This is a genomic window from Streptomyces inusitatus, assembly GCF_014651115.1.
Classification (GTDB): domain Bacteria; phylum Actinomycetota; class Actinomycetes; order Streptomycetales; family Streptomycetaceae; genus Streptomyces; species Streptomyces amakusaensis.
Genome location: NZ_BMWG01000004.1, coordinates 150,847 through 176,211, shown reverse-complemented (window position 1 = coordinate 176,211; position 25,365 = coordinate 150,847). Strand labels below are relative to the sequence as shown.

The 25,365-nt window shown below is 69.7% G+C and carries 19 protein-coding genes, 2 tRNA genes and 1 pseudogene; 3 read left to right on the top strand and 19 right to left on the bottom strand.

The features are described from left to right. Positions 1-66 precede the first annotated feature (66 nt). The 12 genes from IE247_RS10260 to IE247_RS10205 all read right to left on the bottom strand — a co-directional run bounded on the left by IE247_RS10260 (position 67) and on the right by IE247_RS10205 (position 16,485). Positions 67-639, bottom strand: coding sequence for a hypothetical protein (locus IE247_RS10260; RefSeq protein ID WP_229868986.1), 573 nt, complete (start codon positions 637-639; stop codon positions 67-69). Positions 640-1,020: 381 nt separating this feature from the next. Further along, positions 1,021-2,952 carry a TIGR03960 family B12-binding radical SAM protein gene (locus IE247_RS10255; protein WP_190122677.1) on the bottom strand — a complete coding sequence of 644 codons (1,932 nt, stop codon included), beginning with the start codon at positions 2,950-2,952 and terminating at the stop codon, positions 1,021-1,023. Positions 2,953-3,056: 104 nt separating this feature from the next. After that, the gene (locus IE247_RS10250; RefSeq protein ID WP_190122676.1) at positions 3,057-4,625 is read right to left on the bottom strand and encodes a CYTH and CHAD domain-containing protein; all 1,569 of its coding nucleotides are present in this window, start codon (positions 4,623-4,625) and stop codon (positions 3,057-3,059) included. Positions 4,626-4,686: 61 nt separating this feature from the next. Continuing rightward, positions 4,687-5,889 (bottom strand): rod shape-determining protein RodA, encoded by a 1,203-nt coding sequence (gene rodA / locus IE247_RS10245; protein WP_190122675.1) that lies wholly within the window; start codon positions 5,887-5,889, stop codon positions 4,687-4,689. 9 nt (positions 5,890-5,898) lie between these two features. Continuing rightward, positions 5,899-8,124, bottom strand: a complete 2,226-nt coding sequence (gene mrdA / locus IE247_RS10240; RefSeq protein WP_190122674.1) for a penicillin-binding protein 2 — start codon at positions 8,122-8,124, stop codon at positions 5,899-5,901. Then, positions 8,121-8,789 carry a rod shape-determining protein MreD gene (mreD, locus tag IE247_RS10235; RefSeq protein WP_190122673.1) on the bottom strand — a complete coding sequence of 223 codons (669 nt, stop codon included), beginning with the start codon at positions 8,787-8,789 and terminating at the stop codon, positions 8,121-8,123. The genes mrdA and mreD overlap by 4 nt, the downstream gene beginning before the upstream one ends. Positions 8,790-8,802: 13 nt before the next feature. Continuing rightward, positions 8,803-9,906 (bottom strand): rod shape-determining protein MreC, encoded by a 1,104-nt coding sequence (gene mreC / locus IE247_RS10230; RefSeq protein ID WP_190122672.1) that lies wholly within the window; start codon positions 9,904-9,906, stop codon positions 8,803-8,805. A 166-nt stretch (positions 9,907-10,072) separates the two neighbouring features. Continuing rightward, positions 10,073-11,092, bottom strand: coding sequence for a rod shape-determining protein (locus IE247_RS10225; RefSeq protein WP_190122856.1), 1,020 nt, complete (start codon positions 11,090-11,092; stop codon positions 10,073-10,075). A 250-nt stretch (positions 11,093-11,342) separates the two neighbouring features. Continuing rightward, positions 11,343-11,756 (bottom strand): nucleoside-diphosphate kinase, encoded by a 414-nt coding sequence (ndk, locus tag IE247_RS10220; RefSeq protein WP_190122671.1) that lies wholly within the window; start codon positions 11,754-11,756, stop codon positions 11,343-11,345. Between the two features lie 105 nt (positions 11,757-11,861). Beyond that, positions 11,862-12,212 (bottom strand): DUF4233 domain-containing protein, encoded by a 351-nt coding sequence (locus IE247_RS10215; protein ID WP_190122670.1) that lies wholly within the window; start codon positions 12,210-12,212, stop codon positions 11,862-11,864. A 1-nt stretch (position 12,213) separates the two neighbouring features. After that, positions 12,214-13,725: a bifunctional tetrahydrofolate synthase/dihydrofolate synthase gene (gene folC, locus IE247_RS10210; RefSeq protein ID WP_190122669.1), complete on the bottom strand. Its 1,512-nt coding sequence runs from the start codon at positions 13,723-13,725 to the stop codon at positions 12,214-12,216. A gap of 138 nt (positions 13,726-13,863) precedes the next feature. Next, positions 13,864-16,485 carry a valine--tRNA ligase gene (locus tag IE247_RS10205; RefSeq protein ID WP_190122668.1) on the bottom strand — a complete coding sequence of 874 codons (2,622 nt, stop codon included), beginning with the start codon at positions 16,483-16,485 and terminating at the stop codon, positions 13,864-13,866. Positions 16,486-16,623: 138 nt separating this feature from the next. Here IE247_RS10205 and IE247_RS10200 point away from each other — a divergent pair, with 138 nt between their 5' ends. Continuing rightward, positions 16,624-17,673, top strand: a complete 1,050-nt coding sequence (locus tag IE247_RS10200) for a hypothetical protein (RefSeq protein WP_190122667.1) — start codon at positions 16,624-16,626, stop codon at positions 17,671-17,673. A gap of 78 nt (positions 17,674-17,751) precedes the next feature. Here the strand turns inward: IE247_RS10200 and clpX are convergent, their stop codons facing one another. The 5 genes from clpX to IE247_RS10175 all read right to left on the bottom strand — a co-directional run bounded on the left by clpX (position 17,752) and on the right by IE247_RS10175 (position 22,645). Next, positions 17,752-19,038, bottom strand: a complete 1,287-nt coding sequence (clpX, locus tag IE247_RS10195) for an ATP-dependent Clp protease ATP-binding subunit ClpX (RefSeq protein ID WP_190122666.1) — start codon at positions 19,036-19,038, stop codon at positions 17,752-17,754. Positions 19,039-19,207: 169 nt separating this feature from the next. Beyond that, a complete protein-coding gene (locus tag IE247_RS10190; protein WP_190122665.1) occupies positions 19,208-19,867 on the bottom strand; it encodes an ATP-dependent Clp protease proteolytic subunit in 660 nt (219 codons plus the stop codon). 181 nt (positions 19,868-20,048) lie between these two features. Beyond that, positions 20,049-20,654, bottom strand: a complete 606-nt coding sequence (locus tag IE247_RS10185; RefSeq protein ID WP_190122855.1) for an ATP-dependent Clp protease proteolytic subunit — start codon at positions 20,652-20,654, stop codon at positions 20,049-20,051. A gap of 305 nt (positions 20,655-20,959) precedes the next feature. Continuing rightward, positions 20,960-22,366 carry a trigger factor gene (gene tig, locus IE247_RS10180; RefSeq protein ID WP_190122664.1) on the bottom strand — a complete coding sequence of 469 codons (1,407 nt, stop codon included), beginning with the start codon at positions 22,364-22,366 and terminating at the stop codon, positions 20,960-20,962. A gap of 202 nt (positions 22,367-22,568) precedes the next feature. Then, positions 22,569-22,645, bottom strand: a tRNA-Pro gene (locus IE247_RS10175). 176 nt (positions 22,646-22,821) lie between these two features. Between IE247_RS10175 and IE247_RS10170 the strand changes: the two genes are divergently transcribed. Continuing rightward, positions 22,822-22,892, top strand: a tRNA-Gly gene (locus tag IE247_RS10170). Positions 22,893-23,056: 164 nt separating this feature from the next. Here the strand turns inward: IE247_RS10170 and IE247_RS10165 are convergent. Further along, complete coding sequence (locus IE247_RS10165; protein WP_190122663.1) at positions 23,057-23,251, bottom strand: hypothetical protein; 195 nt, start codon at positions 23,249-23,251, stop codon at positions 23,057-23,059. Positions 23,252-23,715: 464 nt separating this feature from the next. Between IE247_RS10165 and IE247_RS10160 the strand changes: the two are divergent. Then, positions 23,716-24,887 (top strand): annotated as a pseudogene (locus IE247_RS10160) (acyltransferase family protein). Here the strand turns inward: IE247_RS10160 and IE247_RS10155 are convergent. Continuing rightward, positions 24,874-25,326: an HD domain-containing protein gene (locus IE247_RS10155; RefSeq protein WP_190122662.1), complete on the bottom strand. Its 453-nt coding sequence runs from the start codon at positions 25,324-25,326 to the stop codon at positions 24,874-24,876. The pseudogene IE247_RS10160 and the gene IE247_RS10155 overlap by 14 nt on opposite strands. Between the last annotated feature and the right edge of the window lie 39 nt (positions 25,327-25,365).

Sequence of the window (25,365 nt, the reverse complement as noted above, 5' to 3'; positions counted from 1 at the left end):
CGTTGTACTACCCAGAGTACGCGCCATGGGCCCGCCCGGTTCCCCCGAGCCCTTTTCCGGGGCCCGTCAGCGCCCCGACCCCGCCCCCAGCACCCCGCGGATCTGCTCCACGGTCTCCCGCGCCGTCCGCACCGCCGACCTCCACACCGGCCCGAAGCACCACACCAGAGCCGCCCCGACGACCCGGGCGAGCCGCACCCCGATCCGGCCCGCCACAGCCAGCGCGGCCAGGATCTCCCTCCCCACCGGCGCGAGCACATACCTCCACAGCAACCTCAGCGGCGGTGCGACCACCCGCACCACCACCCAGCACAGCGGCCGCCACACCAGCCGGACGAAGACCCACGCCACCCCCCGGGCCACCGGCAGCAACACCTTCTTCCCCAGCCACACCAGCGGAACCACCACCACATACCGCAGCACATACCGGTGCAGCCGAACCACCGGCCACTCGATGCCGTACCTCCACACCGGCACCAGCACATACCTCCAGAGCCCCACCCAGGGCCACACGAAGATCAGCTTCCCGATGAAGACCAGCACCCTCCCCACCACCGGCCTCAGCGGAGCGAGCAGCTCCCAGAGCATCCGCACGGGTACGACGACAACCAGCACCACCACCCGCACGGGCAGCCGCACCGCAGCCGCCAGACATCCGCCCTCCCGCCCCTTTCATGAGCGGACATCGGCGACCGGTCGCACTTCGGATCATCCATGCCGCTCATGACGCCTCAGACACCCGTTCGGATCCAATACCGGCGCTTCCCACCCCGCTCATCCTCCAGAACCCCGCCCACCGCCTCGATCACCCTCCCTGCCCCGGTCCGGGTCAGGGAGTACGCACGGGGCTCGGGTGGCCGCGACCGTCAGGCCACAGTCGAAAGGGCCACTGCCCACTGTGCGGCCGAACTGGAGGGGTTGGATCCGGCAACGGCTCAGGACTGAGGGGGACGCTTTCGCAGGCCGGGCCCTTGAGTGGCCGACGGCCCCGCCCGCCAGGGCGGGGCCGTCGGAAATGCGCTACTGGTTGACGACCGACAGCGGCAGCAGCTTCTTGCCCGTCGGGCCAATCTGGATCTGGGTGTCCATCTGGGGGCAGACGCCGCAGTCGAAGCACGGTGTCCAGCGGCAGTCGTCGACCTCGGTCTCGTCGAGGGCGTCCTGCCAGTCCTCCCAGAGCCAGTCCTTGTCGAGGCCGGAGTCGAGGTGGTCCCAGGGGAGGACCTCCTCGTAGGTGCGCTCGCGGGTGGTGTACCAGTCGACGTCGACGCCGGTCTGGGGGAGGGTCTTGTCGGCGCAGGCCATCCAGCGGTCGTAGGAGAAGTGTTCGCGCCAGCCGTCGAAGCGGCCGCCGTCCTCGTAGACGGCGCGGATGACGGCGGCGATGCGGCGGTCGCCGCGGGAGAGGAGGCCTTCGACGATGCCGGGTTTGCCGTCGTGGTAGCGGAAGCCGATGGAGCGGCCGTACTTCTTGTCGCCGCGGATCTTGTCGCGGAGCTTGGTGAGGCGGGCGTCGGTGTCCTCGGCGCTGAGCTGGGCGGCCCATTGGAAGGGGGTGTGGGGCTTGGGGACGAAGCCGCCGATGGAGACGGTGCAGCGGATGTCCTGGGAGCCGGAGACCTCACGGCCCTTGGCGATGACGTTGACGGCCATGTCGCCGATCTGGAGGACGTCCTCGTCGGTCTCGGTGGGGAGGCCGCACATGAAGTAGAGCTTGACCTGGCGCCAGCCGTTGCCGTAGGCGGTGGAGACGGTGCGGATCAGGTCCTCTTCGGAGACCATCTTGTTGATGACCTTGCGCAGCCGCTCGGAGCCGCCCTCGGGGGCGAAGGTGAGGCCGGAGCGGCGGCCGTTGCGGGTCAGCTCGTTGGCGAGGTCGACGTTGAAGGCGTCGACGCGGGTGGAGGGCAGCGAGAGGCCGATCTTGTCCTTCTCGTAGCGGTCCGCGAGGCCCTTGGCGATGTCGGCGATCTCGGTGTGGTCGGCGCTGGAGAGGGAGAGGAGGCCGACCTCCTCGAAGCCGGTGGCCTTGAGACCCTTGTCGACCATCTCGCCGATGCCGGTGATGCTTCGCTCCCGCACGGGGCGCGTGATCATGCCGGCCTGGCAGAAACGGCAGCCGCGGGTGCAGCCGCGGAAGATCTCGACGGACATCCGCTCGTGGACGGTCTCGGCGAGGGGGACGAGGGGCTGCTTGGGGTAGGGCCACTCGTCGAGGTCCATGACAGTGTGCTTGGAGACCCGCCACGGGACGCCGGACTTGTTGGGCACCACTCGGGCGATCCGGCCGTCCGGCAGATATTCGACGTCGTAGAAGCCGGGAACATAGACCCCGCCGGTCTTGGCGAGCCGGAAGAGGACCTCCTCGCGGCCGCCGGGGCGGCCCTCCGCCTTCCAGGCGCGGACGATCTCGGTGATGTCGAGGACAGCCTGCTCGCCGTCGCCGATGACGGCGCAGTCGATGAACTCGGCGATCGGCTCGGGGTTGAAGGCCGCGTGGCCGCCCGCGAGGACGATCGGATCGTCGACGGTGCGGTCGCGTGCCGCCAGCGGGATGCCCGCGAGATCGAGGGCGGTGAGCATGTTGGTGTAACCCAGCTCGGTGGAGAAGCTGAGGCCGAAGACGTCGAAGGCGCCGACGGGCCGGTGGCTGTCCACGGTGAACTGGGGGACGCCGTGCTCGCGCATCAGCTCTTCGAGGTCGGGCCAGACGCTGTAGGTCCGCTCGGCGAGCACGCCCTCGCGCTCGTTCAGTACCTCGTACAGGATCATGACGCCCTGGTTGGGCAGCCCGACCTCATAGGCGTCGGGGTACATGAGCGCCCAGGTCACATCGCACTCGTCCCAGTTCTTGACGGTGGAGTTCAGCTCACCGCCCACGTACTGGATGGGCTTCTGCACATGCGGGAGCAGCGCTTCGAGCTGTGGGAAGACCGACTCAGCAGCAGACATCTCGGGACTTTCGTGAGCTGGCAAGGGGGCGACTCTCTAGCGTAACGCGCTGGAGAGCCGCCGCCTCACGCCCCGGGCCGCCGGGCCCCGGGCCCCCGGGCCGGTCAGCCGTCGAGCAGCTCGCGCACCTCCTGGTCCGTGGCCTCGGCCCAGACCCCGGGCAGCTCGCGCTCTCGGTCGGCGGCGGAGCGCTGCTCCTGGCCGTGGAGCAGTCCCCAGGTGAAGGCCGACTCCCCCGCCGCATGGGCCTGGATCGCGAGATTCCGCAGGGCGTCGCGGGCCACCACGCTGTCCTGGTGGTCGCCGAGGACGGTCTGCACGGCCTTCGTCCGCCGGGCGAACCGCTTGGCGGGACCGCCGAGGGCGGGGGTGGCGGCCTCCCCGGCGTACCGGGCGCGTTTGGCGGCCTTGCGGGCGTCGTGGAGGGCGAGATCGCGCTCGGGTCCCGGTGGCAGCTCCAGGGCGTGTTCGACCCGGGCGGCGAGTCGGGCGTACTCCTTGACCAGGGCTTTGGCGAACACGGGCCGCGGGGGGCGGGCGGCGGGCCCGAGCAGCGGGGGGTCCGCGAGAAGGGCGTCCAGGGAGTCCAGCAGGGCGAGGTAGCGCCTGCTGTCCAGGGTGGTCAGGGCCCGGCGGCGGGCTCCCGAGCCCTGGGCGGTCGTCCAGATCCGCAGCCGGCCGCGGACCGGGCCGAGCAGCAGGGAGCGGGGCAGCGCGTCGATGCGGGAGCGGAGCCGTTCGGCGAGGACTTCCTGGTCGCGGGCTACTCCCAGCTCGCCCGCGAGCCATTTCAGCTCCTCGCCGATGGGGTCGGTCACCGCCCGGTCGAGTACCTTTCCATAGCTGCGGAAGGCGCTGCGCAGCCGGCGGGTGGAGACCCGGGCCTGATGGACGGAGTCGGGGAGGTTCCGGCGTATGGCGGGGTCGTACGCGAGGAGCGCCTCGATGTGTTCGCGCAGATGTACGAGGAGGTGGCCGCCGGCGTCGACGGGCTCGGCAAGGCGGTGGCGGTGGCCGGGGACCTCAAGGCCGGTCTCGGCGAGGGCTCTGGCCAGCTTCGAGGGGGCGGCCGAGGCCCGCAGCCCGGCCTTGGTGAGCTTCTTGTGGACCCGGTCGAGTACGGCGGGGTCGGCGTCGTCGCCGAGTTCGACCTCGATCTCGTCCCAGGCCGCCTCACGGCCGGAGCCCTCGGCCCCGCCCGTACCCTCACCCGTACCCTCGCCCTCGCCCTCGCCGAGCAGCCGCCGGGCGCGGACGGCGTCACGGCTCACTTCGGCGAGGAGACGGCCGTCGGCGTCGGTCAGCAGCCACAGGCGCCGGGAGGAGCGCAGCCGCACCACGGGGAGCAGCTCCGCCCCCCGGACGCGGGCCCGCACCAGCGCCCGCAGGGTGCGCGGGATCTCGTCGGAGAGGGGGACGCCGATCTCGTCCCGTACGCCGGGGGCCACCGGCAGTTTGAGGTGCCAGCCCGCGTCGGCGCCGCCCGTGCGCCTGCGGAGGGTGATGGAGGCCGCGGCGAGCCGCAGATCGGCCGTGTCGTAGTAGACCGCGTCCAGCTCGGCCATGCCGTGGTCGGCGACGGCCGCGACCCCGGCCACTCGGGTCAGCTCGGGCAGCCGGGTCTCGGGGGTGGCTTCGTACTTCCGCTCGATTTCGCGCTTGGTGTCCGCCATGAACCGAATCTAGTTCGCGAACACGCGAAGCGGCAGACCCGCGCCACGACCGATCGGGCGGTCAGGCCGACATCGGCCGCTGCACCCGGATGGACTGGAGGAGTCCGATCGCCACCCAGACCGCGAACATGGACGAGCCCCCGTAGGAGACGAAGGGCAGCGGCAGCCCGGCCACCGGCATGATCCCGAGGGTCATCCCGATGTTCTCGAAGGACTGGAAGGCGAACCAGGCGATGATCCCGGCGGCGACGATCGTGCCGTACAGCTCGGTGGTCTCGCGGGCGATCCGGCAGGCGCGCCAGAGGACCACGCCGAGCAGCACCAGGATCAGCCCGGCCCCCACGAAGCCCAGCTCCTCGCCCGCGACGGTGAAGACGAAGTCGGTCTGCTGTTCGGGGACGAACTGGCCGGTGGTCTGGGAGCCCTTGAAGAGGCCGGTGCCCAGCAGTCCGCCGGAGCCGATGGCGATCCGGGCCTGGTTGGTGTTGTAGCCGACGCCCGCCGGGTCCAGCTCGGGGTTGGCGAAGGCGGCGAAGCGGTTGATCTGGTACTCGTCCAGCAGTCCGAGCGCGGTGACGAGGACCGCCCCGGCCACCCCGCTGCCGATCAGCCCGAGGATCCAGCGGTTGGGCGCGCCGGAGGCGAGCAGGACGCCGAGCATGATGACGACCATGACCATGACCGAGCCGAGGTCGGGCATCAGCATGACGATCGCCATCGGCAGCACGGCGATGCCGAGCGACTTGGCGACGGTGCGGTGGTCCGGGTGGGCGAGGTCGCCCGCGTCGACGCGGGAGGCGAGCAGCATCGCCATGCCCAGGATGATCGTGATCTTCACGAACTCCGAGGGCTGGATGGAGAAGCCGCCGCCGATGACGATCCAGGCGTGCGCACCGTTGATCGTCGCGCCGAGCGGGGTGAGGACGAGGACGATGAGCAGCACGGAGATGCCGTAGAGCACCGGGACCGCGCCGCGCAGGGTGCGGTGGCCGAGCCAGACGGTGGCGATCATCAGCGCGATGCCGATGCCGGTGTTCAGTATGTGCCGGAAGAGGAAGTCGTACGGGTCTCCCCCGGTCAGCTCGGTCCGGCCGCGGGTGGCCGACCAGACGAGCAGCGCGCCGATGCCGGAGAGCAGGAAGGCGCAGAGGAGGAGCGGCCAGTCGAGCCGCCGGACCACCGAGTCGCGGGCGGAGAGCTGGGACCAGAGTCCGCCGCGCTGGGGTCCGTATCCGGAGACGGAGAAGCCATTGGTGCCGGCCATGCCTCAGCCTCAGTCCCTTCGCGCGGTCGCCGCCGCGAGCCGCAGGCTGGTGTCCGGCAGGGTGCCGGGGCGGCGGTCGCCGGTGGTGGCGGCCGCCTGCTGGGTCTGCGGCGGCAGCGGCTTGCGCGGCTTGTACGGCTTGATCCCGGGCGCGTCGATGGAGCCGTCGGCCCCGATCCTCGGCAGGGCCTTCTGCGGGGCGGGCAGCAGGGCGCGCTTGAGGTCCTGGCCGCCCTTCTCGTCGAGTCCGTACATCGCTTCGTAGATCTTGCGGACGGCGGGTCCCGAGGCGCCGGAGCCGGTGCCGCCCTGGGAGATCGTCATCACGATGGTGTAGTCGTCGGTGTAGGAGGCGAACCACGAGGTGGTCTGCTTGCCGTAGACCTCGGCGGTGCCCGTCTTGGCGTGCATCGGGATCCTGTCCTGCGGCCAGCCGCCGAATCGCCAGGCGGCGGAACCGCGGGTCGCGACTCCCGCGAGGGCATCGTTTATCTTCTTGTTGGTCGCGGCGTCCATGGGGAGCTTGGCGGCCCGCTCGGGCTTGATCTCCCGGACGGACTTGCCGTCGGCGCTGATGACGGCCTTGCCGACGGTGGGCCGGTACATCGTGCCGCCGTTGGAGATGGCCGCGTAGATCGACGCCATCTGTATCGGGGTGACGAGGGTGTCTCCCTGCCCGATGGAGTAGTTGACCGAGTCGCCCGCGCGCATCCGGTTGCCTTCGAGGCAGTTCTCGAAGGCGATCTGCTCGACGTAGGTGCCGCCCTTCTTGCCCTCCTTGCACCAGGTGTCCTTGAGCTGCTCCCAGTAGCTCTGCTTCCACTGGCGGTCGGGGACCCGGCCGCCGACCTCGTTGGGGAGGTCGATGCCGGTCTTCGCGCCCAGGCCGAACTGGTGCGCGGTCTTGTAGAACCAGTCGTCGGGCTTCTTCTTGGGGTTGATGCCGCCGTCGTTCAGCCACTCCTGGTGGGCGAGGCCGTAGTAGACGGTGTCGCAGGAGACTTCGAGCGCGCGCCCGAGGTCGATGACGCCGTAGCCCCGGGATTCGAAGTTCTTGAACTCCCGGCCGCCGAAGGAGAGCGAGGAGGGGCAGGGGTAGTTGCCGTCGAAGTCGTATCCGGCGTTGACGGCGGCGGTCGAGGAGATCACCTTGAAGATGGAGCCGGGGGCGGCCTGGCTCTGGATGCCCCGGTTGAGCAGCGGGTAGTTGGAGCGCTTGTCGGTGAGCCGCGCGTAGTCCTTGCCGGAGATGCCGCCGACCCAGGCGTTGGGGTCGTACGTCGGCAGGGAGGCCATGGAGATGACGCGGCCGGTCTTGTTCTCCATCACCACGACCGCGCCCGCGTCGGCCTTGTAGTTCTTGCCGGTGTTGTTCTTGTCGATTTCCTTGCGGGCGGCCTTCATGGCCTCGTTCAGCTCGTACTCGGCGACGGCCTGGACGCGGGCGTCGATGGAGGTGACGAGGTTCGCGCCGGGCTGGGCCTTGTCGCGCTCGGCCTCGCCGATGACCCGGCCGAGGTTGTCCACCTCGTAGCGGGTGATGCCGGCCTTGCCGCGCAGCGCGTTGTCGTAGGTGCGCTCCAGGCCGGAGCGGCCGACCTGGTCGGAGCGGAGGAAGGGGGACTCGGTGTCCTTGGCCTCCTCGATCTCGCCGTCGGTGACGGGTGAGAGATAGCCGAGGACCTGGGCGGTGTTGGCCTTGCCGGGGGCGGTGTAGCGGCGTACGGCGGTGGGCTCGGCGGTGATGCCGGGGAAGTCCTCGGCGCGCTCGCGGATCTGGAGGGCCTGCTGGGTGGTGGCCTCGTCGGTGACGGGGATCGGCTGGTAGGGGGAGCCGTTCCAGCAGGGCTTCCCGGTCTTGGCGTCGCAGAGCCGGACCTTGTCCTGGACTTCCCTGGGCTTCATGTCGAGGACTTCGGCGAGCCGGGTGAGGACGCCCTTGCCGTCGTCGCGCATCTTCATCAGCTCGGTGCGGGAGGCGGAGACGACGAGACGGGTCTCGTTGTCGGCCAGCGGCACGCCGCGCGCGTCGAGGATGGAGCCCCGGACGGCGGGCTGGACGACCCGCTGGACGCCGTTGTTCTTCGCCTCGTCGGTGTACTCCTGGCCGTTGCGGATCTGGAGGTACCAGAGCCGTCCGCCGAGGGTGAGGAGCAGGGAGAAGACCAGTACCTGGATGACGACCAGCCGGATCTGGACCCGCGGGGTCCGGCCGGTCTCCGGGATGTTGCTCACAGTCGCTTGACCCCCTTGATCCGTCCGGCGCGGGTGGCTCTGTTGCGGGCGGCCTTGACGCGCAGTCCCCCGCGCTGGGAGCCGATGCGCAGTCCGGTGCCGGAGGCGAGCCAGCCCGAGGAGACATCGCCCGCGCCGGCGTTCTGGCTGTCGGAGAGCGGGTCGTTCTCGGTGCGGCGGGCCAGCGCCATGATGAGCGGCACGGTGAAGGGCGCGAGCAGCAGATCGTAGACGGCGGCGGTGAACAGCAGATCGCCGAGGCCCACATGGCGGACGGGGCTGTCGCCGACGAGCGCGCCGACTCCCGCGTACAGCAGGGTGGAGGCGAGGGCCGCGGCGACGACCACGAGCATCGGGCCGGTGGCGGACTTCAGCTTGCCGTTCTCGGGGCGGGCGAGGCCCGCGAGATAGCCGATGACGCAGAGGACCAGGGCGTACTGTCCGGCCGCGTGGTCGGCGGGGGGCGCGAGGTCGGCGAGGAGTCCGGCGCCGAAGCCGATGAACGCGCCGGCGAGGTGCCCGTAGACGAGGGCGAGGCCGAGGACGGTCAGCAGCAGCAGATCGGGGACCGCGCCGGGGAGCTGGAGCCGGGAGAGGACGGAGACCTGGAGGACGAGCGCGACCACGACGAGGGCCGCGGAGAGAAGCGTCCGGTTGACGCGCATGACGGATCAGCTCCTACTGCTGCTCGTCGTCCCGGCCGCCGGCCGGGTCGGGGTCGGGGTCGCCCTGGGGCGCTCCGCCGTCCGGGGACCCGGTGGCGGCGGGGGCCCGGCTCGCGCCGGGGGACGGGGTGGTCGCGGGGGCCAGGGCATCGCCGGGCGCCCGTTCGGCGGCACCGCCCTGGGGCAGTTCGCCGCCGGTGCCGGGAGCGCTGGGGGTGACCGTCACGGTGACGGTCGGGGTGGGCCTGGGCCCCGCGGGCTTGGCGGGCAGCACGGTGTCCCGGGGGTCGGTACGGGGGGCCTGGACGACCACGCCGACGATGTCGAGCTTGCTGAAGCCGACGTAGGGCTCGACATGGACGGTCCGGGTCAGATCGCCGCCGGCGGGGTCCACGCGGACCACCTGGCCGATGGGGACGCCGGGCACGAAGGGCTTGTCGGCCCGGGAGCCGAAGGTGACCAGCCGGTCGCCCTTCTTGACCTTGTGCTTTCCGTTCAGCAGCTGCACGGAGAGCGGGCGGTCGCCCTGGCCGGTGGCGAAGCCCAGCTCGTCGGTCCTCTCCATCCGGGTGCCGACGGTGAAGCCGGGGTCATTGGCGAGCAGGACGGTCGCGGTGTGCGGGCCGACGGTGGTGACCCGGCCGACGAGCCCGTCGCCGTTGAGCACGGTCATGTCGCGGCGGATGCCGTCGAGGGAGCCGATGTCGATGGTGACCGTCCAGGAGAAGCCCTGGGCCGCTCCTATGGCGATGACCTCCGCGCCCTTGATGCCGTACTGTCCGGCCCCGGCCGTGCGCAGCATCCGGTCCAGCTCGCGCGCGCGGCTGCGGTTGCGGTCGTCGCTGCCCAGTCTGGCCTTGAGTTGGGCGTTCTCCCGCTCCAGCACGCTGATGCGGTCGTGGCGCTCGCCGGAGTCGCGGACGGCTCCGATCGCGTTGCCGACCGGGTCGACCGCGGAGGCGACGCCGTTCTCCACCGGCCCGAAGACCGTGGCGGCGGCCTGCCGGGCGCCGTCGATCGGTGAGTCCTCGCCGCCCCGGATGTCCACCGTGATCAAAGCGAACGCGATGGCGATCAGCAGCACCAGGAGCAGCCGGCTCTCTCGTGTGTCCCTCACGTGCGGCGGCCGTGCCTTCCTCGTAGGAATGGAGATGTCTGTATATCAACGATCTGCCGTACGGGTTGGCAGGCCCCCGTATCGGGGACCCCCGGGCCCCTCTCGGGATCCGGGGGCCAGTGCGCCGGCGGCACGTGTAACCGGCGGCGTCCGCCGTGGGCCTGGGCTATCGGCGCGGCTGGGCGTCCAGCACCTGCTGGAGCGCCTCGAACTCCTCCACGCACTTGCCGGAGCCGAGCGCGACCGAGTCCAGCGGGTTCTCCGCGATGTGGATGGGCATGCCGGTCTCGACGCGGAGCCGCTCGTCGAGACCGCGCAGCAGCGCGCCGCCGCCGGTGAGGACGATGCCCCGGTCCATCACATCGCCCGACAGCTCGGGCGGGCACTTGTCGAGGGTGGTCTTGACCGCGTCGACGATCGAGTTGACCGGCTCCTCGATCGCCTTGCGGACTTCGGCGGCCGAGATGACGACGGTCTTCGGCAGACCGGAGACGAGGTCACGGCCGCGGATCTCGGTGTGCTCGTCCTGGCCCATGTCGTATGCGGAGCCAATAGTGATCTTGATCTGTTCGGCGGTCCGCTCACCGAGAAGGAGTGAGTACTCCTTCTTGATGTGCTGAATGATCGCGTTGTCCAGTTCGTCGCCCGCGACCCTGATGGACTGGGCCGTGACGATTCCGCCGAGGGAGATGACGGCGACTTCGGTGGTTCCGCCGCCGATGTCCACCACCATATTGCCGGTGGCCTCATGGACCGGGAGTCCGGAGCCGATGGCGGCGGCCATGGGCTCCTCGATGATGTGCACCTGGCGCGCGCCCGCCTGCGTCGACGCCTCGATGACCGCGCGGCGCTCGACTCCCGTGATGCCGGAGGGCACACAGACGACGACCCGCGGGCGGGCGAGATAACGGCGCTTGTGGATCTTGAGAATGAAGTAGCGGAGCATCCGCTCGGTGATCTCGAAGTCGGCGATGACGCCGTCCTTCAGCGGCCGGACGGCCACGATGTTGCCCGGCGTCCGTCCGATCATCTTCTTCGCCTCGGAGCCGACCGCGAGAATGCCGCCCGTGTTGGTGTTGATGGCGACGACGGACGGCTCGTTGAGAACGATCCCCCGGCCCCTGACGTACACCAGCGTGTTGGCGGTCCCGAGGTCGACAGCCATGTCACGGCCGATGAACGACATGTTGTTCCCCATGAGGATGCGTCTGGCCTTCCCGAATCGAGCTGACAGCTTTTCAGGACGGCAGGTTGGGTGCTGTGGCGTGAGGGCTACATCGTAATGCCGCCCGCACGGAGACGGCGCGGTGGTACGCCTCTCTTTAGGTGACGAAGTGTCGCGGCGATCCGTTCCCGCATTGCGTTCGCATATGCCGAAGGGCGACCGAATTCCTTCGGTCGCCCCAGGTCATGAGCGCTGTATGGCTGATGTGGGGTCAGGAAAGTCCCGGAAAGAAAATCTTCAGTTCCCGAATGGCGGACTCTTCCGAGTCTGAGGCGTGGATGAGGTTCTCACGGACGATGGTGCCGAAATCGCCGCGGATCGAGCCGGGCTGGGCGGCGATGGGGTCGGTGGGGCCGGCGAGCTGCCGAACGCCCTCGATGACCCGCTCGCCGTCCACGACGAGCGCGACGACCGGACCGGAGGCCATGAACGCGACCAGGGGCTCGTAGAACGGCTTGCCCTTGTGCTCGCCGTAGTGCTGCTCCAGGGTCTCCTGGTCCAGGGTGCGCAGTTCCAGAGCGCTGATGGTCCAGCCGGCCTTGGCCTCGATCCGGCCGAGGATCTCGCCGACCAGCTTGCGCCGGACCGCGTCGGGCTTGAGGAGGACGAGGGTGCGCTGAGTCATGGTGCGGGGCTCCTTGCAGGCATACGTGTGCGGTGAGCCGAGGCTACAGGGGGCCTCCGCGGCACCCGCACCCGGACCTGAGACCGGCCGAACCGGGCCCCGGGCTCAGGCCTGGGGCCCGGCCTCGGCCTGCGCCGCCCAGCGCGCCTTGGTCTCGTCGATCTTGCGGCCGTAGTGGACGGAGGCCCACCACAGTCCGGCGAAGCACAGGCCCAGCGGGAACATCATCGGGACCACCAGACCGCTGAGGACCAGACCGATCTGGAGCGCCCAGCCGAGCTGCACCCCGAAGGGGCGGGAGAGCATCCCGCAGAGCAGCACCGAGAGCACCATGCCGACGGCACAGACCGTCCACACCAGCCCCATGGACAGCTCCGGGTCCTTCATGGCGACCAGTCCGGCGAACCCGATGACGAAGAACTCGCCGATCAGCGTGGACGCGCAGAGCGTACGCATGTCAGCCCCTCCCCAGCAGCAGCCGGGCCTCGCCGACCGTGATCACGGAACCGGTCACCAGGACGCCCGCGCCCGCGTACTCGGCCTCCTCCTCGGCCAGCGTGATCGCCGCCTCGATGGCCTCGTCGAGCCGGGGCTCGACCACCACCCGATCGTCGCCGAAGACCTCCACCGCGACCGCCGCGAGCGCGTCCGCGTCCATCGCGCGGGGGGTGGAGTTCTGGGTGACGACGATCTCGGCGAAGACCGGCTCGAAGGCTTCCAGCAGCCCCCGGACGTCCTTGTCGCCGCTCGCGCCGACCACACCGATCAGCCGGGAGAACCCGAAGGACTCGGTCACGGCCTCGGCGGCGGCGAGCGCGCCCGCCGGATTGTGCGCCGCGTCCAGGACCACTGTGGGGCTGCGCCGGACGACTTCGAGCCGGCCAGGCGAGGAGACCGCGGCGAACGCCTTGCGGACGGTGTCCGCGTCCAGCGTGCGCGCGTGGTCCGCGCCGATGCCGAAGAACGCCTCGACCGCCGCGAGCGCCACCGCCGCGTTGTGCGCCTGGTGGGCTCCGTACAGCGGGAGGAAGATCTCGCCGTACTCGCCGCCGAGACCGCGCAGGGTCAGAAGCTGGCCGCCGACGGCGATCTCGCGGGAGACCACGCCGAACTCCATGCCCTCGCGGGCGACGGTGGCGTCGACCTCGACGGCCTTCTTCAGGATCACCTGCGCCGCGTCCACCGGCTGCTGGGCCAGGATCACCGTCGCGTCCTGCTTGATGACACCGGCCTTCTCCGCGGCGATCTCACCGGTGGTGGAGCCGAGACGGTCGGTGTGGTCCAGGGCGATCGGGGTGATCACGGCGACGGATCCGTCGATCACATTGGTGGCGTCCCACGCGCCGCCCATGCCGACCTCGACCACGGCGACGTCCACCGGGGCGTCCGCGAAGGCCGCGTACGCCATGCCGGTGAGCACCTCGAAGAAGGAGAGCCGGTACTCCTGCGCGGCGTCGACCATCTCGACGTACGGCTTGACGTCCTCGTAGGTGGAGATGAAGCGCTCGGGGTCGACCGGCGCGCCGTCGAGGCTGATCCGCTCGGTGATCGACTGGACGTGCGGGGAGGTGTAGCGGCCGGTGCGCAGCTCGAAGGCGGAGAGCAGGGCCTCGATCATGCGGGCCGTGGAGGTCTTGCCGTTGGTGCCGGTGATGTGGATGGAGGGGTAGGCGCGCTGGGGCTCGCCGAGGACGTCCATCAGCGCGGCGATCCTGGTCACCGAGGGTTCGAGCTTGGTCTCGCCCCAGCGGCCGGCCAGCTCGGTCTCGACGGCGCGCAGGGCGCGGTCGAGCTCGGGGTCGGCGGGCCGGGCGGGGACGGCGTCGTGCGACGGGGCACCGGACTGGGCGCGCAGGGTGCGGCTGCCGGCCTCGATCACCGCCAGGTCGGGGTCACGGTCGGTCTCTGCGTCGACGATCTCGTCAAAGGGGTCGGGCTCTGCGGGACGGTCGGCCGGATGCTCACTCACGGGTCCAGTCTATGGTCCGGGGGCCCGCCCACATCCCCGGGCTCACCGCACCGGCGTCCGGGGCCGCCCGCCGGGCGGACGGAAGGAGGCCCCGGGGGAAGACTGCCCGGGGCCTCCAGTCATCTCACCGCAGGCGGGTCACGCCTGCGGGAGGCTCTCCAGCTGGGCGGTGATCCGGGCGATGTCCTCCTCGGCGGCGGCGAGCCGGCCCCGGATCTTCTCGACCACGTTGTCCGGGGCCTTGGCGAGGAATGCCTCGTTGCCGAGCTTCCCCTCGGCCTGGGCCTTCTCCTTCTGGGCGGCGGCCAGGTCCTTGGCGAGGCGCTTGCGCTCGGCCGCGACGTCGATGGTGCCCGAGAGGTCGAGCGCCACCGTCGCCCCCGCCACCGGCAGGGTCGCCGTCGCGCTGAAGTCCTCGCCCTCCGGCTGGAGGCGCAGCAGCTGGCGGATGGCGGCCTCGTGCGGGGCGAGCGCCGTGCCGTCGAGGCCGAGGCGGGCGGGGACCTTCTGGCCGGGCTGGAGGCCCTGGTCGGAGCGGAACCTGCGGACCTCGGTGACGACCCGCTGGACCAGCTCGATCTCACGCTCGGCGGCCTCGTCGCGGAATCCGCTGTCGGCCGGCCAGTCGGCGACGACCAGCGACTCCTTGCCGGTGAGCGTGGTCCACAGCGTCTCGGTGACGAAGGGGGTGATCGGGTGGAGCAGCCGGAGCGTGACGTCGAGGACCTCGCCCAGGACGCGGGCGGAGACCTTCGCCTGCTCGCCGCCGGCGAAGTACGTCGTCTTGGACAGCTCGACGTACCAGTCGAAGACCTCGTCCCACGCGAAGTGGTAGAGGGCGTCGGCCAGCTTGGCGAACTGGTAGTCGTCGTAGTGGGCGTCGACCTCGGCCACGACCTTGTTCAGTCGCGAGAGGATCCAGCGGTCGGCGGCCGACATCTCCGAGGCGGGCGGCAGCTCGCCCTCCACGGTCGCGCCGTTCATCAGCGCGAAGCGGGTGGCGTTCCAGATCTTGTTGGCGAAGTTGCGGGAGGCCTTGACCCAGTCCTCGCCGATCGGGACGTCCGCGCCCGGGTTGGCGCCGTTGGCGAGGGTGAAGCGGACGGCGTCGGAGCCGTACGCGTCCATCCAGTCCAGCGGGTCCACCGAGTTCGGGTTGGACTTCGACATCTTCTTGCCGGTCTCGTCGCGGACGAGGCCGGTGAGGGCGACGGTGTGGAAGGGGGCCTCGCCGTCCATCGCGTACAGACCGAACATCATCATCCGGGCGACCCAGAAGAAGATGATGTCGTGGCCGGTGACCAGGACGTCGGTGGCGTAGAACTTCTCCAGGTCCGGGGTCTGCTCCGGCCAGCCGAGGGTGGAGAAGGGCCACAGGCCGGAGGAGAACCAGGTGTCGAGGACGTCCTCGTCCTGGGTCCAGCCCTCGCCGCTCGGCGGCTGCTCGTCGGGGCCGACGCAGACGGTCTCGCCGTTCGGGCCGTACCAGACGGGGATGCGGTGGCCCCACCAGAGCTGGCGCGAGATGCACCAGTCGTGCATGTTGTCGACCCAGTCGAAGTAGCGCTTCGACAGCTCGGCCGGGTGGATCTTCACCTGTCCGTCGCGGACGGCGTCGCCCGCGGCCTGGGCCAGCGGGCCGACCTTGACCCACCACTGGAGCGAGAGCCTCGGCTCGATGGTGGTCTTGCAGCGGGAGCAGTGGCCGACGGAGTGGACGTACGGCCGCTTCTCGGCGACGACCCGGCCCTGCTCGCGCAGGGCGGCGACGATCGCGGAGCGCGCCTCGAAGCGGTCCAGGCCCTCGAAGGGGCCGGGGACGGTGATGACGGCCCGCTCGTCCATCACGGTGAGGGACTCCAGGCCGTGGCGCTGGCCGATGGCGAAGTCGTTCGGGTCGTGGGCGGGGGTCACCTTGACCGCGCCGGTGCCGAACTCGGGGTCGACATGGGTGTCGGCGACGACCGGGATGGTGCGGTCGGTCAGCGGCAGCTTGATCCGCTTGCCGATGAGATGGGCGTACCGCTCGTCGTCGGGGTGGACGGCGACGGCGGTGTCGCCGAGCATCGTCTCGACACGGGTGGTCGCCACGACGAGGGTGTCCTCGCCCTCGCCGTACTTCAGCGAGACCAGCTCGCCGTTGTCGTCCTGGTAGTCGACCTCGATGTCGGAGATCGCGGTGAGACAGCGCGGGCACCAGTTGATGATGCGCTCGGCGCGGTAGATCAGCTCGTCGTCGTAGAGGTTCTTGAAGATCGTCTGGACGGCGCGGGAGAGGCCCTCGTCCATGGTGAAGCGCTCGCGGCTCCAGTCGAGACCGGCGCCGAGGCGGCGGAGCTGGCCGAGGATCCGGCCCCCGTACTCCTCCTTCCACTGCCACACCCGCTCGGTGAACTGCTCGCGGCCGAGGTCGTGGCGGGACTTGCCCTCCTCGGCGAGCTGCTGCTCCACCTTGTTCTGGGTGGCGATGCCCGCGTGGTCCATGCCGGGCAGCCAGAGGGCCTCGTACCCCTGCATGCGCTTACGGCGGGTCAGCGCGTCCATCAGGGTGACCTGGAAGGCGTGGCCCAGGTGGAGGGCCCCGGTGACGTTCGGCGGCGGGATGACGATGGTGTACGGCGGCTTCTCACTCTTGGCGTCCGCCGTGAAGTAACCCCGCTCTACCCAGCGCTCGTACAGCTTCCCCTCTACCTCGGCCGGTGCGTACTGGGTCGGCAGTTCGGGGTTGCTGGCTGGCGTCTGCTGAGTGTTCTCGGTCACGGGCCCAGTTTAGGGGTGTCACGGTGCCGTACTGAAACGGGAGAGTTCCGTAACGGTGTGACCCCTGCCGCTCCTCCCGCCCCGGAGCTGAGTGAGGATGTCGCCGAACCGCATGAGCGTCTTGAGGGGAACCCAGGAATGAGCCACAACCAGCCGGGCCCGTACGGGCAGCAGCCCCAGCAGCCCCCGCAGCCGGGTCCGTACGGCCAGCCGGGTCCCTATGGGCAGCCTGGTCCCTATGGACAGCCCGCCGAGCCCCAGGGGCAGCCCGGCGCTCAGGGGCAGCCCGGTCCCTACGGGCAGCCGGGTCCTTATGCGCAGCCGGGTCCCTACGGGCAGCCGCCGCAGGGCGGGGAGCCCGGCTACGGGTATCCGCCGCAGCAGCCGGGCGGGCCGGGCGGGCCGGGGTACGGCTATCCGCAGCAGCAGGGGTTCCCCCAGCAGCCCGGGGGGTACGGGCAGCAGCCCTTCCCGGGGCAGGTGCCGCCCCCGCCGCCCGCGCCGAAGAAGAAGACCGGCCTGATCGTCGGGGCCTGTGCCGTGGCCCTGGCCGTGATCGCCGGCGGCGCGTACTTCCTGCTGGGCGATGAGGGCGGGAGCGGCGGTGGCGGCGCCGTCTCCGCCGCCACCAAGGGGCACAAGCTGGAGCTGCCCGGCACGGTCGGCGATTACCGGCAGACCGAGTCCGAGGACTCCAAGCCGGTCACCGCGAAGGACAGCAAGGCCATGGCCGAGAAGATCGGGGTGCAGAACCCCAACGAGACGGCGGCCCAGTACGAGGCGGGGTCCAAGCAGGACCCGATGTCCCAGAAGATGCTGACGGTCAGCGGCCTCTGGGGGGAGATCGCCGATCCCGAGAAGTCGATCGACGGCATGTTCCTGACCGCCGAGAAGGGCTCCCTGGAGGACAAGGCCCAGAAGCTGGAGCTGGTCGGCACACCCAAGGCCTTCAAGCCGGCGGGCTTCGAGGGCGCGCTGATGAAGTGCCAGAGCGCGAAGCTGAAGGGGGCGGGCGCCGCGCAGAAGGCGATGGAGATGCCGATCTGCGTCTGGGCCGACTACAGCACGGTCGCCGTCGTCATGTCCGTGGAGATGGCCAATGTGATGGGCACCGGCAAGGCCACCCCGCTGGACAAGGTCGCCGAACTCACCGCGAAGGCGTACAACACCTCGCGCGCCAAGATCTGAACAGACCCCGGCGGAGCCGGCCGCGACAGCGCGAAGGGGCGCCCCACCGGGGCGCCCCTTTCGTCATGTGCCGGACGGCTACGCGGACTTCTCGTGCCGGCCGTCGCTCTTGGGCACGATACGGGGCACCAGCGTCGGGTTGACGTTGTTGCGGACCACATCGGCCGTGATGACGACGCGGGCGACGTCCTTGCGGGAGGGCACCTCGTACATCACCGACTGGAGGACCTCCTCCATGATGGCGCGGAGCCCACGGGCTCCGGTGCCGCGCAGGATGGCCTGGTCGGCGATGGCCTCCAGGGCCGGGCGGTCGAAGTCCAGCTCCACACCGTCGAGTTCGAAGAGCCGCTGATACTGCTTCACCAGCGCGTTGCGCGGCTCGACCAGGATCTTCAGCAGCGCTTCGCGGTCGAGGTTGTGCACGGAGGTGATGACGGGGAGCCGGCCGATGAACTCGGGGATCATCCCGAACTTCACCAGGTCCTCCGGCATGACCTCCTGGAACTGGTCGCTCGCCTCGATCTCCCGCTTGGAGCGGATCGTCGCGCCGAAGCCGATGCCCTTGGCGCCCGCCCGCGACTCGATGATCTTCTCCAGGCCGGCGAACGCGCCGCCCACGATGAAGAGCACATTCGTCGTGTCGATCTGGATGAACTCCTGGTGCGGGTGCTTCCGTCCGCCCTGCGGCGGCACGGAGGCGGTGGTGCCCTCCAGGATCTTCAGCAGCGCCTGCTGGACGCCCTCGCCCGACACATCACGGGTGATCGAGGGGTTCTCGCTCTTCCGGGCGACCTTGTCGATCTCATCGATGTAGATGATCCCGGTCTCGGCCTTCTTGACGTCATAGTCGGCCGCCTGAATGAGCTTCAGCAGGATGTTCTCGACGTCCTCGCCGACATAGCCCGCCTCCGTGAGCGCCGTGGCGTCGGCGATGGCGAAGGGGACGTTGAGCATCCGGGCGAGGGTCTGCGCCAGCAGGGTCTTGCCGGAGCCGGTGGGGCCCAGCAGCAGGATGTTGGACTTCGACAGCTCGATGCCGTCGTCACGGCCCTGCGCACCGCCGGTCTCACCGGCCTGGACCCGCTTGTAGTGGTTGTACACCGCCACGGAGAGGGCCTTCTTCGCGGGCTCCTGGCCGACGACATAGCCTTCGAGGAACTCGTAGATCTCGCGCGGCTTGGGCAGTTCCTCCCAGCGCACCTCGGACGTCTCGGCGAGCTCCTCTTCGATGATCTCGTTGCAGAGATCAATACACTCGTCGCAGATGTACACACCGGGGCCTGCGATGAGCTTCTTCACCTGCTTCTGGCTCTTTCCGCAGAACGAGCACTTGAGCAGGTCGCCGCCATCACCGATGCGTGCCACGAGGTGCTTCCCCTTCGCCTGGGAGCGGCTTGGTTCGGCCGACTCCTGGTGCCTCATATCCGACGGTACCTTGCCGGGGCCCTCGTTCGGGCCCCCCTTGGCGCGGTTCACATGGTAGTGATCCCGTTCGGGACCGCCCCCATGACCCGCGCCAAGGGCCGCGAGCCGGTCAGGCCGCCGCGCCGGCCGTGCTCTTGCGGGTCGAGACGATCTGGTCCACCAGACCGTACGCCAGGGCGTCGTCGGCGGTCAGGATCTTGTCCCGCTCGATGTCGTCGCGGACCTTCTCGATCGGCGTGGTGGAGTGCTTCGCCAGCATCTGCTCCAGCTGCTCACGCATCCGGAGGATCTCCTTCGCGGCGATCTCCAGGTCGGAGAGCTGCTCCCGGCCGGTCTGCGAGGACGGCTGGTGGATCAGCACCCGGGCGTGCGGCAGCGCCATCCGCTTGCCGGGCGTGCCGGCGGCGAGCAGCACGGCCGCGGCGGAGGCCGCCTGGCCCATGCAGACCGTCTGGATGTCCGGCTTCACGAACTGCATCGTGTCGTAGATGGCGGTCAGCGCGGTGAAGGAGCCACCGGGGCTGTTGATGTAGATGGAGATGTCCCGGTCGGGGTCCATCGACTCCAGGCACAGCAGCTGCGCCATGACGTCGTTGGCGGAGGCGTCGTCGATCTGCACGCCGAGGAAGATGACGCGCTCCTCGAACAGCTTCGCGTACGGGTCGTACTCGCGCACGCCCTGGGAGGTGCGCTCGACGAAGCGCGGGACGACATAGCGGTTGTCCAGCTGCGGGCCGGTGTAGAGGCCGCTCGCGGAGTTGATGCTCATGTGGGTGTTCACCGTCCTGGTGGCGTTCTGCGTAACGTGCGCGGGCGTTCGCGGCGTTTCGCGGGCTGGAGAGTGGCTTGGGAGGCGCTGGGCCCCGGGGCGGAGCGGCGGCCCGCACGCCGGGGGGCGCGGGGCCCCGCTCCTGCGGCCGGTCGGGCCGCGGAGGGGGTGCGGGGCCTGCTCAGGCGCCGGTGCCGCCGCCGCCCGGGACGCCGGAAGCGGCGGTGATGATCTCGTCGATGAGGCCGTAATCCTTGGCCTCCTCGGAGGTGAACCAGCGGTCGCGGTCGCCGTCGCGGATGATCGCCTCGACGGTCTGGCCGGAGTGACGGGCGGTGATCTCCGCCATGCGCTGCTTGGTGCGCAGCAGGTACTCGGCCTGGATCTTGATGTCGGAGGCGGTGCCGCCGAGGCCGGCCGAGCCCTGGTGCATCAGGATGTCGGTGTTGGGCAGCGCGAAGCGCTTGCCCGCGGCGCCGCCGGTCAGCAGGAACTGGCCCATCGAGGCCGCCATGCCCATACCGATGGTCACCACGTCGTTCGGGATGTACTGCATGGTGTCGTAGACCGCCATGCCCGCCGTCACCGAGCCGCCGGGGCTGTTGATGTAGAGGTAGATGTCCTTGTCGGGGTCGGCGGCAAGGAGCAGCAGCTGTGCGGTGATCTTGTTGGCGATGTCATCGTCGACCTGCTGACCGAGGAAGATGATGCGCTCGCCGAGCAGCCGGCTGTAGACCTGGTCACCGAGGCCACCGCCGAAGGACGGCTCACCGGCGGCGTAAGGCATCAGATTCGTCACGTATCCACCTGCTCGTCTCTGACGGCTGCCTGCCGTCTCAGCGTCTTCGTAACCGGGGGCGGGTACTCCCCAACCCTCGTACTCATGGACCCTAACGCGCAGGTCGGACAACGCCATCCCGGTTCCCGAACTGTTCGCTCGGAGCGCAAGGTGCGCGAGCGAGGGTTGAGCGGAATACGGGGGTTCGGATACGGCGGTTCGGATAGCGGGTTCGGATACGGCACAGGGCCCGGACGCGGCGGGGTCCGGGCCCTGTGCTCGGGCGGTGCGGTGAGCGGGGCTCAGCGGGGGGCTCAGGCCTCCGGCTTGTCCTCGCCCTTCTCGTCGGCCTCGGCCGCGTCGGCGTCGGTGACGGCCTCGACGGTCTCGGCGGCGGTCTCGGTCTCGTCCTCGTCGTCCAGGTCGACGACGTCACCGTTGGTGTCGAGGACCTTGGAGGCCTCGACGACCAGGGCGAGCGCCTTGCCGCGGGCGACCTCGCCCACGAGCATCGGGACCTGGTTGCCCTCGACGACGGCCTGGGCGAACTGGTCCGGGCTCATGCCGGAGGAGGCGGCGCGGCGCATGAGGTGCTCGGTGAGCTCCTCCTGGTTGACGTTGAGCTTCTCCTTGGAGACCAGCTCGTCAAGGATGAACTGGGTCTTGATGCCCTTGACCGCGGCTTCCTTGGTCTCGGCGACGAACTCGTCCTCGGTCTTGCCCTGGATCTCCAGGTACTTCGCGAGGTCGAGGCCCATCTGGCCGAGCTGGTGGTGCTCCAGGTTGTGCTTGCGGGTGTTGATCTCGTCCTCAAGCAGCTTCTCGGGGATCGGCACCTCGGCGATCTCCAGCAGCTTCTCCAGGACGCGCTCCTGCGCCTGGGTGGCCTGGTCGTACTGCTTGATGCCGGTCAGCCGCTTGCGGCTGTCGGCCCTGAGGTCTTCGAGGGTGTCGAACTCGCTCGCCAGCTGGGCGAAGTCGTCGTCCAGCTCGGGCAGCTCACGCTTGGCGACCGCGGTGACCTTGACGGTGACCTCGGCGTCCTTGCCCTCGGCCGAGCCGCCCTTGAGCTGGGAGGTGAAGGTGGCCTCGCCACCGGCCTCCAGGCCCGTCACGGCTTCGTCGATGCCTTCGAGCAGCTCGCCCGAGCCGATCGTGTACTGGACGGCGGTCGCGACGCCGTCCTCCAGGACCTCGCCCTCGACCTTGGCCTCCAGGTCGATGGTGACGATGTCGCCGTCCTCGGCGGCACGCTCGACGGGGCTGGTGGAGGCGAAGCGCTCGCGCAGCTCCTCCACGGCCTTGTCGATGTCCTCGTCGGTGACCTCGATGGAGTCGACGGTGACCTCGATGCCGGAGTAGTCCGGGATCTCAATGACGGGGCGGATGTCGACCTCGGCGGTGAAGTTCAGCGTCTCGCCGTCCTTCAGCTCCGTGATGTCGACCTCGGGCTGGCCGAGCGGGTTGATCTCCGCCTCATTGACGGCCTCGGTGTAGAACTTCGGGAGGGCGTCGTTGACAGCCTCCTCCAGCACCGCACCACGGCCGAACCGCTGGTCGATGATCCGGGCCGGGATCTTGCCCTTACGGAAGCCCTTCACCGTGACCTGCTGGTTGATCTTCTTGTACGCCGCGTCGAGGCTGTCCTTGAGCTCCTCGAAGGGCACCTCGACAGTGAGCCGAACCCGGGTCGGGTTCAGGGTCTCCACGGCGCTCTTCACGGTTCGGTCTCCTTGATGGCTGATTCTGGGGTTCTGCCGCATCCGCCGCACAGGCAGCGGCTGAGCTGATCGGCCCGGATCGTCGTCTCAGTCGTCTCACTCGGTCGGACTCATCGCCGGACACACGGGCACGCAGCTTGCATAGTAGCCGCACGCAGGATGAGCCCCACAACGCGATCTTGTGGGGGGTCGATGACAAACGTGGTCGGGGTGGCCGGATTCGAACCGACGACCTTCCGCTCCCAAAGCGGACGCGCTACCAAGCTGCGCCACACCCCGCCGGTGCGACACGTAGGGTACATGCTCGCCGACCGGGTGGCCGCCGGATTTTCACGGCGGTGCGCGGGGAAGGCGGGCGGGGGCCGGACGGGGTGTGCGACACAGGGCCGGGACCCGCTACGATGCTTCTCGTACCGCGGTCGGGCGATCAGCCTGTGACCTGCGGTGCGACGCTTGCGGGCGTAGCTCAATGGTAGAGCCCTAGTCTTCCAAACTAGCTACGCGGGTTCGATTCCCGTCGCCCGCTCTGTTCATGGCCTCGGGCCCGGTCGTCATTCGTGACGACCGGGCCCGAGGTCTTTCGCGTACCGGATGTACGAACGGCGCACGAAACGGCGGAGGGGCCGACCGGTGGTCACACCCGGTCGGCCCGTGCCGGAAGGCCCGAGAGGCTCGGAAGGCCCGGAGGCCTCAGAAGCTGATGTCGTTGATCGTCGAAGCTATCGAGTTGAGGAACCGCTCGATGGACGGGGCCATGCCCGACGAGGCGAGGAAGAAGCCGAAGAGTATCGGGACGATCACCGGCCCGCCCTTGAGCTGCCCGGAACGAATCATGATGACGAGGATGATTCCCAACAGCACCACAACGGACAGCGAAATGGCCACAACTGATCACACACCCTCGGTCGGTCCCGCTCACCGGCCGGGGACATGCGGCCCTGCACACCCCCGCCTCAACTCCATCGTGCCACCAACCACGCGTTGTATGCGGCCGGCTGACGGAACGTCCGGGGCGGAATCACGCCATCCGACGGGCAGTGGCCGCCATCGTCGCAGTACGCGGGGGTCCCGGGCGGGCCCGGGAGCATGAGAAACCGGGGATACGGAAAAGAATTCGGCTCGATCGTTTCCATGCGGCCACTTGGCGGTCACAAGAAATTCAAACATGGTGGAGCGATATTTCCGAGGGTCACAAAGTCGTATTGATATGCCCTATTTAATAGGGATTAACTGGGGCATATCCGACAAATATTTCTCAGATTTAAAGGCATCCCAGGTTTGAGGCCGTCTCAGGGGGAAGGCGCGGAGGGGTTTTACGAATTCCATTCCGCACAGCTGAGGTGCCTCGAATGCTCCACGCTCCGCAGGGATATCGCCGGGCCCCGGGCCCCCAGGCCGCCCGGCAGCCGGCCGCCCGCGCCTCCCCCGCCGCCGTTCCCGATCCCGATCCCACTGCCGCCGCCGCTGCCTCTGCCTCTGCCTCTGCCGCCGATCCCGGGCGGGATCCCTTCTTCGACAACGCGAAGTACCTGGCCATCGTGCTGGTCGCGGTGGCGCACGCGTGGGAGCCGGTGATGGAGGGCAGCCGGGCCACCCGGGCGCTGTACCTCGTCGTCTACACCTTCCACATGCCCGCGTTCATCGTGATCTCCGGCTACTTCTCCCGGAGCTACTCCGGCCGCCCGCACCAGGTGAGACGGCTGCTGACCGGGATCGCCCTGCCGTACGCCGTCTTCGAGCTGGTCTACTCCCTTCAGCGGCGGTGGCTGGACAAGGGCTCCGACCAGCCGATCAGTCTGCTCGACCCCTTCTATCTGACCTGGTTCCTGGCCGCGCTCTTCGTCTGGCGGCTGACGGCCCCGCTGTGGCGGCAGATCCGCCGTCCGCTGCCGGTCGCGATCGTGATCGCCGCGCTGGCGGCGGTCTCCCCGGGCATCGGGGAGGATCTCAACCTCCAGCGGGTGCTCCAGTTCCTCCCCTTCTTCGTGCTGGGGCTCGTGCTGCGGCCCGAGCACTTCCATCTGGTGCGGCGGCGCGAGGCCCGGGTGCTGGCGGTGCCGCTGTCGCGGCGGTGCTGGGGCTCGCGTACTGGGTGGCCCCCGATGTGCCGCTGGGCTGGTTCTACCGCTCCGACAGCGCCCAGGAGCTGGGAATGCCCTGGTGGACCGGGGTGCCGGTGACGCTGGTGATCTTCGCGCTCGGGGTGCTGCTGACCGCCGGGTTCCTGGCGTGGACGCCCCGCCGCCGTACCTGGTTCACGGCGCTGGGCGTGGGCACGATCTGCGGCTATCTGCTGCACGGGCTGCCGCTGAAGGCCGCCGAGTACACCGGCTTCTTCGAGGCGAACGCCTGGCTGAGCGAACCCGCCGGGGAGATCCTGCTCACCCTGGTGACCACGGTCATGGTGACGCTGCTCTGCACCCCTTTGGTGCGGCGGGCGCTGCGCTGGGCGACCGAGCCGGACATGGAGTGGGCGTTCCGCCGGGACGCCGTGCCCCCGGAGGGCCCTAGGAGTCCGTGAGGCCGAGGAGGGCGCGGGTCCTGGCGTACTTCGCGGTGAGGCGTTCGCGGGTCGCCGGGTCGAGGGCGGCGAGCCGCGCCGGGTCGGTGTTGCTCGCGAGGTCGGCCTCCTTGACCAGGAGGGCTCCCGGGGTGGTGCGGATGCGCCGGGTGTAGGACTCCAGGTCCTCGTCCTCGCCCCGGGTGAGGGCGAGGACGATGTCCTTGACGGACTGGTGGAGCGGGGCGGTCTGGAGCCACTCCAGGGAGAGGGCGTGGTCCTCGACGGCGTCGTGGAGCCAGCCGGCGGCGATCTGCTCCTCGCTGCCGCCCCGGGCGCGGACGCCTTCCGCGACGGCCGCGATGTGTTCGGCGTAGGGGCGGCCGGACTTGTCGGTGTGGCCCGCGTGGGCGTCGCGGGCCAGGGATTCGACCTCGGCGAGGGTCAGCGACTGTGACATGCGTTCGACTTTACGTCCGTGTCCCGTCCCCGGCCCCCG